Genomic DNA, 14,554 nt, shown 5'->3' with positions numbered 1-14,554 from the left:
CCAGCTCCGGCGGGTACCAAGGATCACCAGGACCCGCAGGCCGGTAGTGCGAGTGCACGAGGGGATCCGTCTCCCTCCCGCACAACGTCCTCGGCAAGGGGTCCTCCGGTACATCGGGGTCAGAGGCGGCGGCGTGGACCATACTCACCGCGGCGGGGTCCAGGGCCTCGACGTTCACCCCACTGGCCCCCGCCTGAAGCTCTAGGAGCACGAGAACGGCCATACCTCGACCGTGCGGCCCCACGAGAAGCGGCGCACGCTGGGCGCGTCCAGTCGGCGACCAATGGAATGTCAAAGCGAGCTGTTGGCACTGCTGCTTTCGCCCTCGGTCCAGAGGGTCTCAATGAAAGCCGGATCGAATCGCTTTCCGCGTCCAACCTGATGGATGAGCACGGCGCGAATGGATCGCCTGAGCCTGGCGCGCTTCTCGCTTGTGGTGTAGTCCTCCCACTTCCTCAGGATTTCCTCATCCGTGTCAGTGGCGGTCTTGGCCTTGGCGGCCTGCAACTGTCGTGTCTCTTTGACGAGTCGTGCTTCCTCTTTTTCCAGGGCCTCGATCATGTCCATCGCCGCGATGACGGAAATGCGCTTCGCGTCACGTCGGTTCTTGACTTGCTTCTTTTCCCAGTCGATTTCCTTCAGCCGGGCGTCGTTTTTGGCCGTGTCGATCACCTCAGCCTTGGCCGCCTCGGTCTTCCTCAACCGCTTCCGTAGGTCGTCCAGGAAGGCGGTCTCCACGAGGTCGTCAACGGGGGGGCCCTACCCGCGACACGCCTCCGCATCCGCCGAGTGACGACCTGCACTGATAGCGGAACCGGTATTTGGCGTAAGCACCGGTTCCCTTGGTGTACAGGGTTGCCCTCATCGGGAAGAAGCACTCTCCGCACCGTGCGATTCCGGTCAGGAAGTAGGCAGGTGAGGTGTCGTGTGCCGGGCTGCCTTCTCGGTTCGCTTCCTTGCGTAGCTCAAGAGTGCTGACGCACGCGGCCCACTCCTCCGGAGTGCAAGCGGGCTCCCAGTCTCCGATGACCGGCTTACCGTCCTTGTAGAGGACGTGGTCCGGGAGCCATAGGCGTGACGACTCCCGGTGTAGCTGCTGCGGGATGTACACCATGTACCCGCAGTTCCTTGGGTTGACCAGACGAGCCTCGACCGTGGAGTGCTGAAGCGTCCAGTTGTTCCCGCTCTCCCGGGACTTCTTGTTGGCCCTCGGGGTGTAGCCCGCTTCGATCCATTCCTTCCGGATCTCGCCGACCAACTTGCCGCCGGGAATGGCTCGTACCGCATTCAGGAGGTCTTGGGACTCCTTGGGGTGCAGGGTCTCCCGGTCGTCGTTCCACCCGAACGGACGCGGGCCACCGTGCTTCTTGCCCCTCATGGCGCGGGCCTTGTTCGTGCCGCTGACGCGTCGCTTGGTGTTGGCGACTTCGTAGGCGCCCATGGTGGCCTGCACCATGAACATCGTGCGGCCTTCCTGGGTGCTCAGATCGGTACCGCCGTCGAGGGCGCGGCCGACGTAGCTGGGGAACATCGCGAAGATGCGGTTCACGCGTGCGGCGTCGTACTCCAGCCGGGCCACGCGGTCTGAGTGTGTGAAGAGGAAGCCGCGAATCTCGCCGCTCTCAAGGTCCTTGAGCATCTGCTCGAAGTCGCGACGGATGATGAATGGGTCTGAGGCGGGAGTGTTGTTGTCGTTGTACTCGCGGACGATGACGCATCCGAAGCGGGGTGCTGCCTCGTGGAGCCTGCGGCGCTGTTCGGCTACCTGCTCGCCCTCTTCGCGGTCCTCGTTGCCAGCGCGCAGCGCCTTGTCCTCGGACAGGCGGACATAGATTCCGACGGGTGTGCGTCCCTGCTCCAAGGCTAACGCTCGGGCAGCGACATCAATGCAGCTCATCAAGCTAGTCGCGCTCATGACAACAGCTTAACCCAAAAAAAGTGCCTGGATGGTGTTCTGTCAGAAGAAGACCACACGCCACTTGCCCTCGTAGCTCTTGTGGTTGATCTGGGCGAACGCCTTGTCAGCGTCCAGGTCGACGCAGGCGGTCAGGTCGTACTCGGGGAACTTTTCACCGACAGTGAGCACGCGCTCTCCTTCGAGGGGCTGGAAAATCCCTTACAGGTGCTATGGGGGACTTCCGGAGGGTTGGACGTGATCCACAGTGCCATAGAGTGCATTGATCAGTGAAATAGCCGCGAGTCGTGATCTTGATTGGAGATTCTTATCAATAGCCAGCGCCAGCCGACCCTCGCCCAGCTACGGGCGTTCGCCGCCGTCGCCGACCACCTGCACTTCCGTGATGCCGCCGCCGCCATCGGGACCAGCCAGCCCGCGCTGTCCGGGGCGGTCGCCGCGCTGGAGGAAGTGCTCGGTGTGCAGCTGGTGGAACGTACCACCCGAAGGGTGCTGCTCACTGCGGCCGGGGAGCGGCTGGCGGTGCGGGCGCACGCGGTGCTGGACGCGGTGGGCTCACTGATGGAGGAGGCCGAGGCGGTCCGGGCGCCGTTCACCGGTGCGCTGCGACTCGGCGTGATCCCGACCGTGGCGCCGTATCTGCTGCCGACGGTGCTGCGGCTGGTGCATGACCGCTATCCGAACCTGGACCTCCAGGTCCATGAGGAGCAGACCGCCTCGCTGGTCGAGGGGCTGACCGCGGGGCGGCTCGACCTGCTGCTGCTCGCGGTGCCGCTCGGCGTGCCGTCGCTCACCGAACTGCCGTTGTTCGACGAGGACTTCGTACTGGTCATGCCGGAGGGGCACCGGCTCGCCGGGCGCGGTGACATCCCCCGTGAGGTGCTGCGCGACCTCGACCTGCTGCTGCTGGAGGAGGGGCACTGCCTACGGGACCAGGCACTGGACATCTGCCGTGAGGCGGGGCGGTCGGAGGGCGCCCCGATGACCACCAGCGCGGCCGGTCTGTCCACCCTGGTGCAGCTGGTGGCGGGCGGGCTGGGCCTGACGCTGCTGCCGCGCACCGCGGTACGGGTGGAGACCGGGCGCAGCGGGCACCTCGCCACCGGGTACTTCCAGGAGCCCGCGCCCTCGCGGCGCATCGCGCTCGTCATGCGCGGTGGCGCAGCGCGCGCCGAGGAGTTCGAGGAGTTCGCCTCGGCGCTGCGCGGCGCCCTGCGTGGGCTCCCGGTGCGGATCGTTGGGGAGGCCCAGCCGTAACGTCACTCCGTGCGCAGCCCCTCCGGGCGCATCATGCGCCACAGCGGAGGCAGGCTCAGCGCCGTCACCAGCAGGACGACCGCCGCGCCCGCGCCGGTCATGCCGGCGACGCCCGCCCAGTCGAAGCGCACCGGTGCCTTCACCATCTTCAGCAGCACCGTGCCCAGCCCCAGCCCGCCCACCAGGGCGAGCCCCAGGCCGATGACCACCGGCACCGCGGCCTGCCACAGCACCGACAGGGCCAGTGTGCCGCGCCGGGTGCCGAACGCCACCAGCACCGCCAACAGCCGCTTGCGCTCGCGCAGTTGCTCCAGCGTGGACACCAGCATGCTCGCCCCGATCACCAGCAGCGTCGCGGTGGCCCCGGCCAGCAGACCGCGCCGGATGCTGGAGAAGGTCCGGTCCTGCGAGGTGGAGGTCAGCATCATCGTCGGGTCCGAGGGATCCAGGCGGGTGCCGGTGTTGCGCACCCGGTCCGCCGCTTCCGGGTCGTTCGGGTCCAGCGTCATGGCGACGCTGGCCAGCGGGGAGGCCAGTTCGCTGACGCTCAGGGCGCCGGGGGTGGCCAGTACGCCGTAGTGCTGCATGCCCGCGGCGTCCTGGCGCGGCTGCACGATCCGGGCGTCGGCCGGAATGGTCCACGGCCGTGGCCCGCCGGGGCGAGGCGCGCCGAGGTCGGGGACGTTGAGGTCAAGCCGCTTGCCGGGCATGGCGTACTGGGCGGACGGGTCACTGTCCGGTTCCTTGACGACGAACACGCTGTCCGGCGCGCAGTCGCCGATCTGGGCGATCTCCCGCAGCGTGGTGCAGTCGGCGACCGTGACCGTGACCCTGCGGTCGTTGGAACTGTCGCCCGCGGCCATCGCCTCCGTGGTGCCGAGCGCCGAGCGCACCCCCCGCGTGGTACGGAACGCCGTGATGACCTGCTGGGCCCGCGTACCGTCGCGCACGTGCACCCTGGCGATGATCTGCGCCCGGTCCGGGTCCTGGCCTGTGCTGGAGGTGAAGTAGTGCTCGGCCCCGGCGAACAGCGTCTGCAGCGCGATCGCCCCGGCCACCGCGACGGTGATCCCGCTGACCATACGGGCGGCCGTGCCGCTGCTCAACTGAAGCCTGCGGGTGGCCAGTTGCCAGGGCAGCGGGCCGCCCCGGAAGCGCCGCACCACCGCCTCCACCAGCCACGGCAGCGTCGACGCCAGACCCACCAGCAGCAGCACCGTACCCGCGGCGATCTGGTACTGGTTGACCGAGCCGCGCATGCCGACCCTGCCGATCAGCGGGAACAGCAGGGCGAGGCCCAGCACCGGCAGCACCAGGCGCCACCACAGCCGCCGCGCGCGCGGCGTCGCGGCGCGTACCACGCCCAGCGGCTCGATGGTCACCCCGCGCAGCGCGAACAGCGTCACGGCGACCGCCGCCGCGGGCACCGCCAGGGCGATCAGCGCCACGAGCGCGGCGCTCGGCGTCACGTCCGAGGGGAAGACGCCGACGCCCATCATGCTGAACGAGCCGACGAACTGCCGTACCACGAGGAACAGTCCGCCGCCCGCGACCAGCCCGATCAGCGAACCGAACAGCGCCTCCCCGGCCGCGATCCGCCGGGCCATCGGCACGTCCGCGCCCACCAGGCGCAACGCGGCCAGCCTGCGGTCCCGTCGCTCGCCGCCGAAGCGTACGGCGGTGCCGATGAACACCATCACCGGCATCAGCAGCACCACGAAGATCATGACGACCAGCAGCAGCAGGATCGGGTTGAGCGGGCTGGACTCCCGCTTCAGCCCGAAGTGGTCGATCCGGAAGCTGCCGTCCGTGTCGCCGGACAGCGACCTGGTGCCCGCGTAGTACGAGAGGTCATCGGGACCGGTCAGGCCCTGGTCGCCGATGGTGCCGACGACCCGGTAGGGCAGTCGCTGCCGGAGCAGATCGCTGTCCGGGGCGTTCAGCAGCTTGGCGAGCCCGGGGGAGACCACCATCTCGTTCGGGCCGGGCAGCCTGGGCACGCCGGGTGGGACGGGGGCGTTCGGGCCCTCCGGCTGGAGCAGGCTGCCGCTGATCCGGTCCTGGCGGAACGTGGTGTTGGCGTCCTTGACCAGCAGCGTGTTGGCGGCCGGCCTGGTCCCACCGGCGGGGTACGCGGCCTCCTTGGCGTAGGAGCGGTCGGTGCGGTTGTTGAGCATCGCCGGTACCGCGGCGGCGACCAGCAGCAGCATGACGCCGAGCGCCACCCCGACCGCGGTGAGCAGGGTGCGGGTCCAGCCCTCGGTGCCGCTCCCCGCGGCGAACCGGGCGCCGAGCGCCAGATCGCGTGCCCAGGTGCGCAGGGACGTACGGGAGGTGCGGGAGGTGTCGGAGGTGTGGGGGGCGGCGGTCACGCGGCGTGCTCCAGGTCGCGGGCCCTGCCGTCGCGCACCACGACCTCGCGGTCGGAGTACGCGGCGACCCGTGCCTCATGGGTCACCAGGACGACGGCGGCTCTGGTGTCGCGGGCGGCGGCCGTCAGCAGTTCCATCACACGTTCGCCGTTGAGCGAGTCCAGGGCGCCGGTCGGCTCGTCGGCGAACACCACCCGGGGGCCGGTGACCAGGGCGCGGGCGACCGCGACCCGCTGGCCCTGGCCGCCGGAGACCTCGCCGGGGCGCTTGGCGGAGACATCGGTGACCTCAAGGCGGTCCAGCCACTCGGTGGCCCGGCGCTCCGCCTCCCTGCGCTTGACGCCGTTGAGCCGCAGCGGCAGCGCCACGTTCTCCACACAGGTCAACTCCGGTACCAGTTGGCCGAACTGGAAGACGAAGCCGAACTCGTCCCGGCGCAGTGCGCTGCGCTCGGCGTCCGACATCTCTGACAACTCCCGGTGCCGGTACCGCACCTGGCCGCCGTCGGGGCGCACGATTCCGGCCAGGCAGTGCAGCAGCGTGGACTTGCCGGAGCCCGAGGGGCCCATCACGGCGACCACCTCGCCGGGGCGTATGGAGAAGTCGGCGTTGTCCAGGGCGGCGGTCTGGCCGTACGACTTGCGCAGGCCCGTCGCCACAAGCAGCAGTTCGGTCATTTCCTGACCTCCTTGGCCAGCTGGTCCAGTCGGGCGGCGGTCAGTTCCAGCCACCGCAGGTCCGCTTCGAGATGGAACAGCGCGTGGTCGCACACGAGTTGGTCGGCGAGGTCGCCGCCGCTCTTGCGGCGGGTCAGCTCGCGCATCAGCCGCAGGTGCTCGGAGCGCTGGGTGTCCAGCAGATCGGCGGCGCTGCGGCCGGTGAGCAGGGCGAGCACCACCTTGTTGTAGAGGGTGCTCTGCAGGTACGGCTCGGGCTTCTCCGGGTGGGCGAGCCACTGTTCGACATCGGTGATCCCGGCCGCCGTGATCGCGTACCGCTTGCGCTCGGGGCCGCCGCCCGGCTCTATGCCGTTCACCTCCACCAGCCCGTTCTTCAGCAGCCGGGCCAGCGTGGAGTACACCTGCCCGTAGGCCAGGGGGCGGTCGTGTCCGAACCGTTCGTCGAAGGTCCGCTTGAGGTCGTAGCCGTGCCGGGGGCCGGACTCCAGGAGCCCCAGAAAGGTGTGGCCGATTGACATGGCGAGGAGTCTACCTCATGCGTATACACCGTGTGTATACGTGGACCGTATAGCGGGCCTGGGGTCCATCCCCAGGCCCGCTTCGCGAATCAGTCCTGTGACCTCGGTGGTCTGCCGCGGCGTGGAATCGGCTTCGCCGAGCCCGGTAGCCGGCCGGCCTCCGACAACGCCCTGCGCAGCAGGTACTCGATCTGGGCGTTGGCGCTGCGCAGGTCGTCCGCCGCCCAGCGGGCGATCGCGTCATGGACGGCGGGGTCGAGCCGTAGCAGCACCTTCTTGCGCTCGGTGCGTCCGTTCGGCCGTCGCGGCTCGTCCGCGTCCTCGGCGTGCTCCGTCACTGGTAGAGGGTGCCCGTGTTCAGTACCGGCTGGGCCGCGCGGTCACCGCACAGCACCACCAGCAGATTGCTCACCATCGCGGCCTTGCGCTCCTCGTCCAGATCCACCAGGTCCTGCTCGGCGATCCGGGTCAGCGCGGACTCGACCATGCCCACCGCGCCTTCCACGATCTTCTGCCGGGCGGCGACGATGGCGCCGGCCTGCTGGCGCTGGAGCATCGCGGAGGCGATCTCGGGCGCGTACGCGAGGTGGGTGACCCGGGACTCGATGATCTTGACGCCCGCGGAGTCCACCCGGGCCGAGATCTCGGCGGAGAGCTGCTCGGTGATCGTCTCTGCGTTCTCCCGCAGGCTCAACTCGCCGTCGCCGTGGGCGTCGTACGGGTACTTGGTGGCGATGTGGCGGACCGCGGTGTCGGTCTGGATGGAGACGAAGTCGACGAAGTTGTCCACCTCGAAGACCGCCTGGGCGGTGTCCTCGACCTGCCAGACCACCACACACGCGATCTCGATCGGGTTGCCGTAGGCGTCGTTGACCTTCAGTACCTCGGTCTCGTTGTTGCGCAGCCGGGTGGAGATCGTGCGGCGCGAGGTGAACGGGTTCACCCAGCGCAGTCCGTCCTGCCGGATCGTGCCCTGGTACCGGCCGAACAGCTGGCAGACACGCGCTTCGCCGGGGGCGACCTGGGTCAGGCCGCGCAGCGTCAGCAGCACGGCGGCGATCAGCACCGCCCCGCCCGCGATCAGCGCGGTGGAGGCGGTGCCCTTGTGGCCGCCGCCGGCCATGTCGCCGCCCATCACCATCAGGCGGATGCCGATGCCCAGTGCCACCAGCGCCACCACCAGGAAGGGCAGGCCCGGCATGCCGGCCGCGCGCCGCTCGGTGATCCGCGGCCGGGGCATCTCGGGAATGCCGGCCTCGGCGGCCTGGTGCGGGTCCTGTACTTGGGTCATGGCTCCCCCGTTTCAGTGATCGGCCCTCGCTGCGCGGCGGGTGGCCGGGGCTGTGGCACGCTGTCACACGCCTAGCAAAGTGATATCACATTACGGGGTTGTTGAAACTTGCCGATTTGGTTCCCGGCTACCAGCGTGTGCCTTCTCACGTACCGAAATTGTGCGACTTTGGCCAAATAAGGACAGCTACCGGTGCTAGCTTCGTCGGTCGCGCGCATGTACTGGGGAGTCGCCAGTGCGCGCAGTGACCACTGGGCGGGGTGAGGAGACCGGAACGTGGGCAGTAGAAGCAAGGCCAAGCCGGCCAAGGGCAGAGTCAAGGCCAACGGCAAGCCACGTCGCCGCTGGCTGCGGTGGGTGCTCGGCAGCACCCTCGGCGTGCTGCTGCTCGGCATGGCGGCCTTCGTCTACCTGTACGAGACGGTCCAGCTGCCAGCCGCCAACGCCTCGGCCACCCTCCAGGCGAACGTCTACAAGACCGCCGACGGCAAGGTCATAGCCCGGTCCGGCACGGTCAACCGGGAGAACGTCGACATCAGCCAGATACCCGTCGGCGTCCAGCACGCGTTCGTCGCGGCCGAGAACAAGACGTTCTACTCCGACGGCGGCGTCGACGTGCGCGGCATGGCCCGAGGCATCTACAACACCGTGGCCGGCAAGGGCACCCAGGGCGGCTCGACCATCACCCAGCAGTACGTCAAGAACTACTACCTCACGCAGCAGCAGACGATCAGCCGGAAGTTCAAGGAGCTGTTCATCTCCCTGAAGGTCGACCAGGAGATGAGCAAGGACAAGATCCTCGAGGGCTACCTCAACACCGTCTACTTCGGCCGCGGTGCCTACGGCATCCAGGCCGCCGCCCAGGCGTACTACGGCGTCGACGTCAGCAAGCTCACCGTGCCGCAGGGCGCCTACCTCGCCGCCCTGGTCCAGGCGCCCAGCCAGTACGACGTGGCGACCGCCACTCCCGAGGGCAAGCAACTGGCCCTCGGCCGGTGGAACTACGTCCTCAACAACATGGTGGGCATGCACTGGCTGGACGCGGGCACCCGCGCCCAGGCGAAGTTCCCGCAGCCGATCCAGCCCAAGGGCACCCCCGGTCAGAGCGGTCAGACGGCCTACTTCATCGACGAGGCCAACCACGAGCTGACCAGCAACAACATCATCTCCGACCAGGACCTGGCGGCCGGCGGCTGGACCATCACGCTCACCATCGACCCCACCAAGCAGCGGGCTCTGCAGAACGCGGTCAAGACGCAGCTGACCAGCCAGCTCGACCCCAACGCACGCAAGGTCGACGCCAACGTCCAGGCGGGCGCCGCCTCGGTCGACCCCAAGACCGGCTACGTCGTGGCGCTCTACGGCGGCGACGGGCCGCCGAAGCACTTCCTGGACAACGCGACCCGCCAGGACTACCAGGTCGCCTCCACCTTCAAGCCGATCGAGTTCGCCTCGGCGCTGGAGAACAACGCCCAGACCCAGGACGGGCGGCAGATCACCGCCAACACGCTCTACGACGGCACCAGTGGCCGGGTGGTGCAGGGCTCCGCCCAGCCGTTCGGCCCGTCCAACGAGGACCACGTCAACTACGGCGACATCACCGTGCAGAAGGCCATGGACGACTCCGTCAACTCGGTCTTCGCGCAGATGGCGGTGGACGTGGGCCTGGACAAGGTGGCCGACACCGCGGTCAAGCTGGGCATGCCCGCGAAGACCGCGGGCCTGCACGACGGACCGGCGATCGCGCTCGGCACGATGGGCGGCAGCCCGCTGGAGATGGCCGGGATCTACGCGACGCTGGACAACCACGGGAAGCTGGTCACCCCGACCATCGTGAAGTCGGTGGAGCGCGGCGGCCAGAAGCCCGATCTGAAGAACCCGATCGGCGGGCAGGTGATCAGCCGCTCCACGGCCGACGCGGTGACCTCCGTGCTGACCGGTGTGGTCAACTCCGGTACCGGTTCGGCCGCGCAGCAGGACAGCCAGGTGGCGGGCAAGACCGGTACCTCCGACAGCAACAAGTCGGCCTGGTTCACCGGGTACACCCCGGACCTGGTGACCTCGGTCGGGCTGTTCGGCGAGGACGCGAAGAACCACAGCCAGGTGCCGCTGTACGGCGTGGGTGGCGTCGAGCGGGTCAACGGTGGTGGCTTCCCGGCGCAGATCTGGGGTTCGTACACCCGGGCCGCGCTCAGCAACGAGTCGCCGCAGCAGTTCGACCTGCAGACGGACCAGGGTGCGGCGGTGCAGTCGGACGCTCCGTCGACGGCGCCGTCCGCCTCGGCCTCGCCGTCGGCCCCGCCGTCCACCAAGCCGTCGACCTCGCCGTCCACGTCGCCGTCGACCTCGCCGTCGCACAGCGTGCCGCCGGTGAACCCGGGCCCGAGCCGGTCGCACATCCCGTCGCCGCCGGTGACCGGTGGCGGCACGTCCACTCCGCCGGACAGCGCCGACGGCTCGACGCAGGGTGGCGGGCCCAACAACCTTGACGCGCCAGGGCGGTTGCCGCAGGGCGGTTAGGTCCGGCCAAGCCGGACCCGGCACCGCCGGGCTCCGCCGCGACGGTGGGCAGCCACAGTGGCGGAGCCCGGCGGTGCGAACCCGATCGGCGAAATCCGCTGGAAGAGCGACATGCAGCCCCGGGCACGGAGGGCAGTCACGTGCGCGGGGCTGCGGTCTTTGGGGTCAGAGGCCGTTGACCTCCGCCGCGATGCGGTCGCCCAGCTTCTTGTCGATGTTGCGCCAGTACTGCAGCGCGCGGTCCAGGACCGGCTTGGTGACCCCCTGCTTCAGGTGGCCGGAGACGTTGGAGACCAAACGGGTGCGGGCGTCGTCGTCCAGCACCTGGCGGACCATGGTGCCCGGCTGGCCGAAGTCGTCGTCCTCGCGGTGCAGGGTGTACGCCTCGCGCACCATCTCGCCCGCCGTCCGCCAGCCCGCGATGTCCTGGTGCGCCTCGGGCGAGGCGGCGGGGCCGCCGTAGGAGTTGGGCGCGTAGGGGCGGGCCGTGTTGCTCGGCTCGTACCGCATCGGGCCGTCCTTGGCGTACGAGTTGACCGGAACGTGCGGCCGGTTCGGCGGCAGCTGCGCGTAGTTGGGGCCGATCCGGTAGCGGTGGGTGTCGGGGTACGAGAACAGCCGGCCCAGCAGCATCTTGTCGGGGGAGGGTCCGACGCCCGGGATCATGTTGGCCGGTTCGAACGCCGCCTGCTCGATGTGGATGAAGTAGTCCTCGGGGTTCCGGTTGAGCGTCATCCGGCCGACCTCGATCAGCGGGTAGTCGCCGTGCGGCCACACCTTGGTCAGGTCGAACGGGTTGAAGCGGTAGTCGGCCGCGTCCTCGAACGGCATGACCTGCACGTACAGCGTCCACGACGGCGCGTTGCCGGAGTCGATGGCCTGCCACAGGTCGCGGCGGTGCACATCGGGGTCGCAGCCCGCCAGCTCGTCGGCCTCCGCCTGGGTGAGGAAGTCGATGCCCTGGTCGGTCTTGAAGTGGTACTTGACCCAGTGCCTGGTCCCGGCGCCGTTGATCCACATGTACGTGTGCGAGCCGTACCCGTTCATGTGGCGGTACGTCTTGGGGACGCCGCGGTCGCCCATCAGCCAGGTGACCATGTGGGCGGACTCGGGGGAGAGGGTCCAGAAGTCCCACTGCATGTCGTTGTCGCGCAGGCCGTTGTCCGGGCGGCGCTTCTGGGAGCGGATGAAGTCCTGGAACTTGATGGTGTCCCGCACGAAGAAGATCGGCGTGTTGTTGCCGACCAGGTCGTAGTTGCCCACGTCCGTGTAGAACTTCAGGGCGAAGCCGCGCGGGTCACGCCAGGTGTCCGGGCTGCCCTGCTCGCCTGCGACGGTGGAGAAGCGGGCCAGCATCTCGGTGCGCCTGCCGGGCTGGAACAAGCTGGCCTTGGTGAACTGGCTGACGTCATTGGTGACTTCGAAGACCCCGTATGCGCCCGCCCCCTTGGCGTGTACGACACGCTCCGGGACGCGCTCCCGGTTGAACTGGGCCATCTTCTCGATGAGGTAGTGGTCCTGGAGCAGGATCGGCCCGTCCGGGCTCACGGTGAGCGAATGCTCGTCGCTCTCCACCGCGATGCCCGCGTTGTTGGTGGTGTAGGGGGTGCTCATCGGGCGTCCTCCCAATGATGGGGTTCAGGCCGCTATGTCCACCGCAGCAGTCAACCGCCGCGACGACATATCGGCAACAGCTTGGACTCGGTCCAAGCCTAAACCTGATATGGGCCTTATGGGTGTTCTGTCCACCATTTTCCCGGCGTCTGCTGCCACGCGGAGCGAGGGTCAGGGACCGATGGGTAACGGATGCGGTGACGACGGCGGCAACGGCAGCTCGAACCAGACCACCTTCCCCGCGCTCAGCCGGGTCGCCCCCCACCGCTGGGTCATCCGGTGCACCAGGAACAGTCCGCGCCCGGTCTCCTCCTGCGGCGCCGCGTGCCGCATCCGGGGCAGTTGCGGCGCGTCGTCGCCCACCTCGCAGCGCAGTACGTCGGTGCGCAGCAGCCGTAGCGTGATGGGCCGTCCCGCGTACCGCACCGCGTTGGTGACCACCTCGCTGACCAGCAGCTCCACCGCGTCGGCCAACTCCTCCAGCCCCCACCGCTGAAGTGCCCGGCGCACCAGCCGCCGCGCCCGGCGGGCGGTCTGCGGGTGCGGCTCCAGGAACCAGTACGCGACGTCGCTCGGCGCGATCCCGTCGAACCGCGCGGCCAGCAGCGCGATGTCGTCGTCCCGGTCGCCGGGGCCGAGGATGTCCAGCACCTCGTCGCACAGCGGCTCAAGCGGTGGCGGGCAGACGATCGAGCCCACCGCGGCCAGCCGCTCCCGCAGCCGCTCGATCCCGGACCACACGTCGCGGGTACGCGACTCCACCAGTCCGTCGGTGTACAGCAGCAGCGTGGCACCAGCCGGTGCGGGCAGTTCCACCGCCTCGAACGGCACCCCGCCGACCCCGATCGGCGCGCCCTCCGGCACCCGCAGCACCTCGGTGCGGCCGTCACCGTGCAGCATCACCGGGGGCGGATGCCCGGCGTTCGCCACCACCAGCCGGTGCGCTATCGGGTCGTACACCGCGTACACGCAGGTGGCCATGCGGTCGTGGCCGAGCCGCTGGGCCTGCTCGTCCAGGTGGTACAGCACCTCCTGCGGCGGCAGGTCCAACCCCGCCAGGGTCTGTACGGTGGTGCGCAGCTGGCCCATGATCGCGGCCGACTGCATCGAGTGGCCCATCACGTCACCGACGATCAGCGCCACTCGGCTGCCCGGCAGCGGCAGCGCGTCGTACCAGTCGCCGCCCACCCGCGCGGTCTCGGCGGCCGGCAGGTAGCGGCTGGAGAGCTGGACGCCGGTGGGCTGGGGGAGCGAGTCGGGCAGCATCGCGCGCTGCAACTGGTCGGCGATGTCCGCCTCCCGCCCGTACAGCGCCGCCTTGTCGACGCCGAGCGCGGTGTGGGTGGCCAGTTGGGCGGCCACCAGCAGGTCGTCGCTCTCGAACGGCGGCCGGTCAGGGCGGCGCAGCAGCACCGCGGCGCCGATCACCCGGCGCCGACCGCGCAGCGGGGCCAGGATCGCCCGCCGCCCGCTCGGCACGTCGGTGTTGACCAGCTCCGCCAGCGCCGCCGCGGCCTGCGGGGACTCGGCGAACAGCGGCCGCACCCCGCGCAGCACCTCGGCCAGCGGCCCGTCCATCCGCACCCGGGTGGTCTCCGCCGCACCGCTCACCTCGGGCGCCGGAACCAGCGGCAGCCGGGCGCCCGCCCCCGGCATCTCGGGGATCGGGGTCTCGGTGGGCTCCTCCGGGATGCGGTCGGTCCGGCGCAGCCGCAGCACCAGCGGCTCCACCGGCCGCTCGTCGCCGACCGGCAGCGGATCGCGCAGATAGACCAGGATGGCGTCGGTGAACGTCGGCACCACCGACCGGCACAGACCCAGCACGATCTCGTCCAGGTCGATGCCGCGCGCGATCCGCCGGGTCGCCGCCCCGACGTACCGCAGCCGCAGGCTCTCCGCCGACTCGCTCTCCGGCCGGGTTCCGCCGTCCGGCCGGGGTCGGGCCGCGGGCTCCGACGGACGCGGTACCGGGGTGTCGGCCGCCGGGCGGGCACTCGGGATGCCGGGCACGGTGGCACCGGGCGCGCCCGGGGTGTCCACCGGGGTGCCCGGAAGGGGGCGGGGACGCCCGCCGGGGGCGTCGCCCATGGGTGGCGGGACGTCGCCGCGCCCGCCGTCACCGCCGCGCGGACGGCTTTCGCCGCGCGGGCTGTTGAGCGGTAGTGCGCCGGGAGTTTCCGTGGTCTGGCCTCTCGTTTCGTGCTCACGGTGGGCACCGTGCCGTACGTGTTCGGGGTGTTCGCCGGGCCCGGCCGCGGCCGTCGCCGGTACCGGCTGCCCGGCTCCCGGCGTGCCCGGCTCGTGCGGGCGCGCGGCAGCGCCGCTCGGCGCGTTCGTCTCCTCGGCCGCCCGCCAGGCGGCGCGGTGCTCGGTCACGCTAGGGGTTC

Annotated in this window: 11 protein-coding genes and 1 pseudogene; 2 read left to right on the top strand and 10 right to left on the bottom strand. The window is 69.9% G+C overall.

The window, feature by feature from the left end:
* Nucleotides 1-291: 291 nt before the first annotated feature.
* From O5O46_RS02360 to O5O46_RS02350, 3 genes and pseudogenes are all read right to left on the bottom strand, one after another.
* Nucleotides 292-738, bottom strand: coding sequence for a hypothetical protein (locus O5O46_RS02360; protein ID WP_269853486.1), 447 nt, complete (start codon nucleotides 736-738; stop codon nucleotides 292-294).
* Between the two features lie 7 nt (nucleotides 739-745).
* Nucleotides 746-1,915: a recombinase family protein gene (locus tag O5O46_RS02355; protein WP_269853485.1), complete on the bottom strand. Its 1,170-nt coding sequence runs from the start codon at nucleotides 1,913-1,915 to the stop codon at nucleotides 746-748.
* A 48-nt stretch (nucleotides 1,916-1,963) separates the two neighbouring features.
* Nucleotides 1,964-2,086: pseudogene (locus O5O46_RS02350) on the bottom strand (peroxiredoxin); the annotation flags it as partial.
* Nucleotides 2,087-2,212: 126 nt separating this feature from the next.
* Between O5O46_RS02350 and O5O46_RS02345 the strand changes: the two are divergent.
* Nucleotides 2,213-3,172 carry a hydrogen peroxide-inducible genes activator gene (locus tag O5O46_RS02345; RefSeq protein ID WP_269853484.1) on the top strand — a complete coding sequence of 320 codons (960 nt, stop codon included), beginning with the start codon at nucleotides 2,213-2,215 and terminating at the stop codon, nucleotides 3,170-3,172.
* A gap of 2 nt (nucleotides 3,173-3,174) precedes the next feature.
* Here O5O46_RS02345 and O5O46_RS02340 read toward each other — a convergent pair whose 3' ends face one another.
* The 5 genes from O5O46_RS02340 to O5O46_RS02320 form a co-directional block, all read right to left on the bottom strand.
* The gene (locus O5O46_RS02340) at nucleotides 3,175-5,544 is read right to left on the bottom strand and encodes an FtsX-like permease family protein (protein WP_269853483.1); all 2,370 of its coding nucleotides are present in this window, start codon (nucleotides 5,542-5,544) and stop codon (nucleotides 3,175-3,177) included.
* Nucleotides 5,541-6,221 (bottom strand): ABC transporter ATP-binding protein, encoded by a 681-nt coding sequence (locus O5O46_RS02335; protein WP_269853482.1) that lies wholly within the window; start codon nucleotides 6,219-6,221, stop codon nucleotides 5,541-5,543. Before O5O46_RS02335 ends, O5O46_RS02340 begins: the two co-directional genes overlap by 4 nt.
* On the bottom strand, nucleotides 6,218-6,742 hold the full coding sequence (locus O5O46_RS02330) for a PadR family transcriptional regulator (RefSeq protein ID WP_269853481.1): 525 nt from the start codon (nucleotides 6,740-6,742) through the stop codon (nucleotides 6,218-6,220). The genes O5O46_RS02335 and O5O46_RS02330 overlap by 4 nt, the downstream gene beginning before the upstream one ends.
* A gap of 89 nt (nucleotides 6,743-6,831) precedes the next feature.
* Entirely contained in the window at nucleotides 6,832-7,080 is a 249-nt protein-coding gene (locus O5O46_RS02325; RefSeq protein ID WP_269853480.1) for a hypothetical protein, read from the bottom strand.
* On the bottom strand, nucleotides 7,077-8,033 hold the full coding sequence (locus tag O5O46_RS02320) for an SPFH domain-containing protein (RefSeq protein WP_269853479.1): 957 nt from the start codon (nucleotides 8,031-8,033) through the stop codon (nucleotides 7,077-7,079). The genes O5O46_RS02325 and O5O46_RS02320 overlap by 4 nt, the downstream gene beginning before the upstream one ends.
* A gap of 276 nt (nucleotides 8,034-8,309) precedes the next feature.
* Here O5O46_RS02320 and O5O46_RS02315 point away from each other — a divergent pair, with 276 nt between their 5' ends.
* Nucleotides 8,310-10,553 carry a transglycosylase domain-containing protein gene (locus O5O46_RS02315; RefSeq protein WP_443072353.1) on the top strand — a complete coding sequence of 748 codons (2,244 nt, stop codon included), beginning with the start codon at nucleotides 8,310-8,312 and terminating at the stop codon, nucleotides 10,551-10,553.
* 165 nt (nucleotides 10,554-10,718) lie between these two features.
* Here the strand turns inward: O5O46_RS02315 and O5O46_RS02310 are convergent, their stop codons facing one another.
* Entirely contained in the window at nucleotides 10,719-12,167 is a 1,449-nt protein-coding gene (locus O5O46_RS02310; RefSeq protein WP_269853478.1) for a catalase, read from the bottom strand.
* Nucleotides 12,168-12,338: 171 nt separating this feature from the next.
* Complete coding sequence (locus O5O46_RS02305; RefSeq protein ID WP_443072352.1) at nucleotides 12,339-14,543, bottom strand: SpoIIE family protein phosphatase; 2,205 nt, start codon at nucleotides 14,541-14,543, stop codon at nucleotides 12,339-12,341.
* Nucleotides 14,544-14,554 lie beyond the last annotated feature (11 nt).

It is taken from the genome of Streptomyces sp. RPT161, from assembly GCF_027533845.1.
GTDB classification, from domain to species: domain Bacteria; phylum Actinomycetota; class Actinomycetes; order Streptomycetales; family Streptomycetaceae; genus Streptantibioticus_A; species Streptantibioticus_A silvisoli_A.
Note: the sequence above shows the minus strand (reverse complement) of the source record. Positions and strands in the feature narration are given on the sequence as shown.

Excerpts from the sequence above, each read along its gene's own strand:
- O5O46_RS02355 (WP_269853485.1), bottom strand. The coding sequence starts at position 1,915 with ATGAGCGCGACTAGCTTGATGAGCTGCATTGATGTCGCTGCCCGAGCG.
- O5O46_RS02335 (WP_269853482.1), bottom strand. The coding sequence starts at position 6,221 with ATGACCGAACTGCTGCTTGTGGCGACGGGCCTGCGCAAGTCGTACGGC.
- O5O46_RS02330 (WP_269853481.1), bottom strand. The coding sequence starts at position 6,742 with ATGTCAATCGGCCACACCTTTCTGGGGCTCCTGGAGTCCGGCCCCCGG.
- O5O46_RS02320 (WP_269853479.1), bottom strand. The coding sequence starts at position 8,033 with ATGACCCAAGTACAGGACCCGCACCAGGCCGCCGAGGCCGGCATTCCC.
- O5O46_RS02310 (WP_269853478.1), bottom strand. The coding sequence starts at position 12,167 with ATGAGCACCCCCTACACCACCAACAACGCGGGCATCGCGGTGGAGAGC.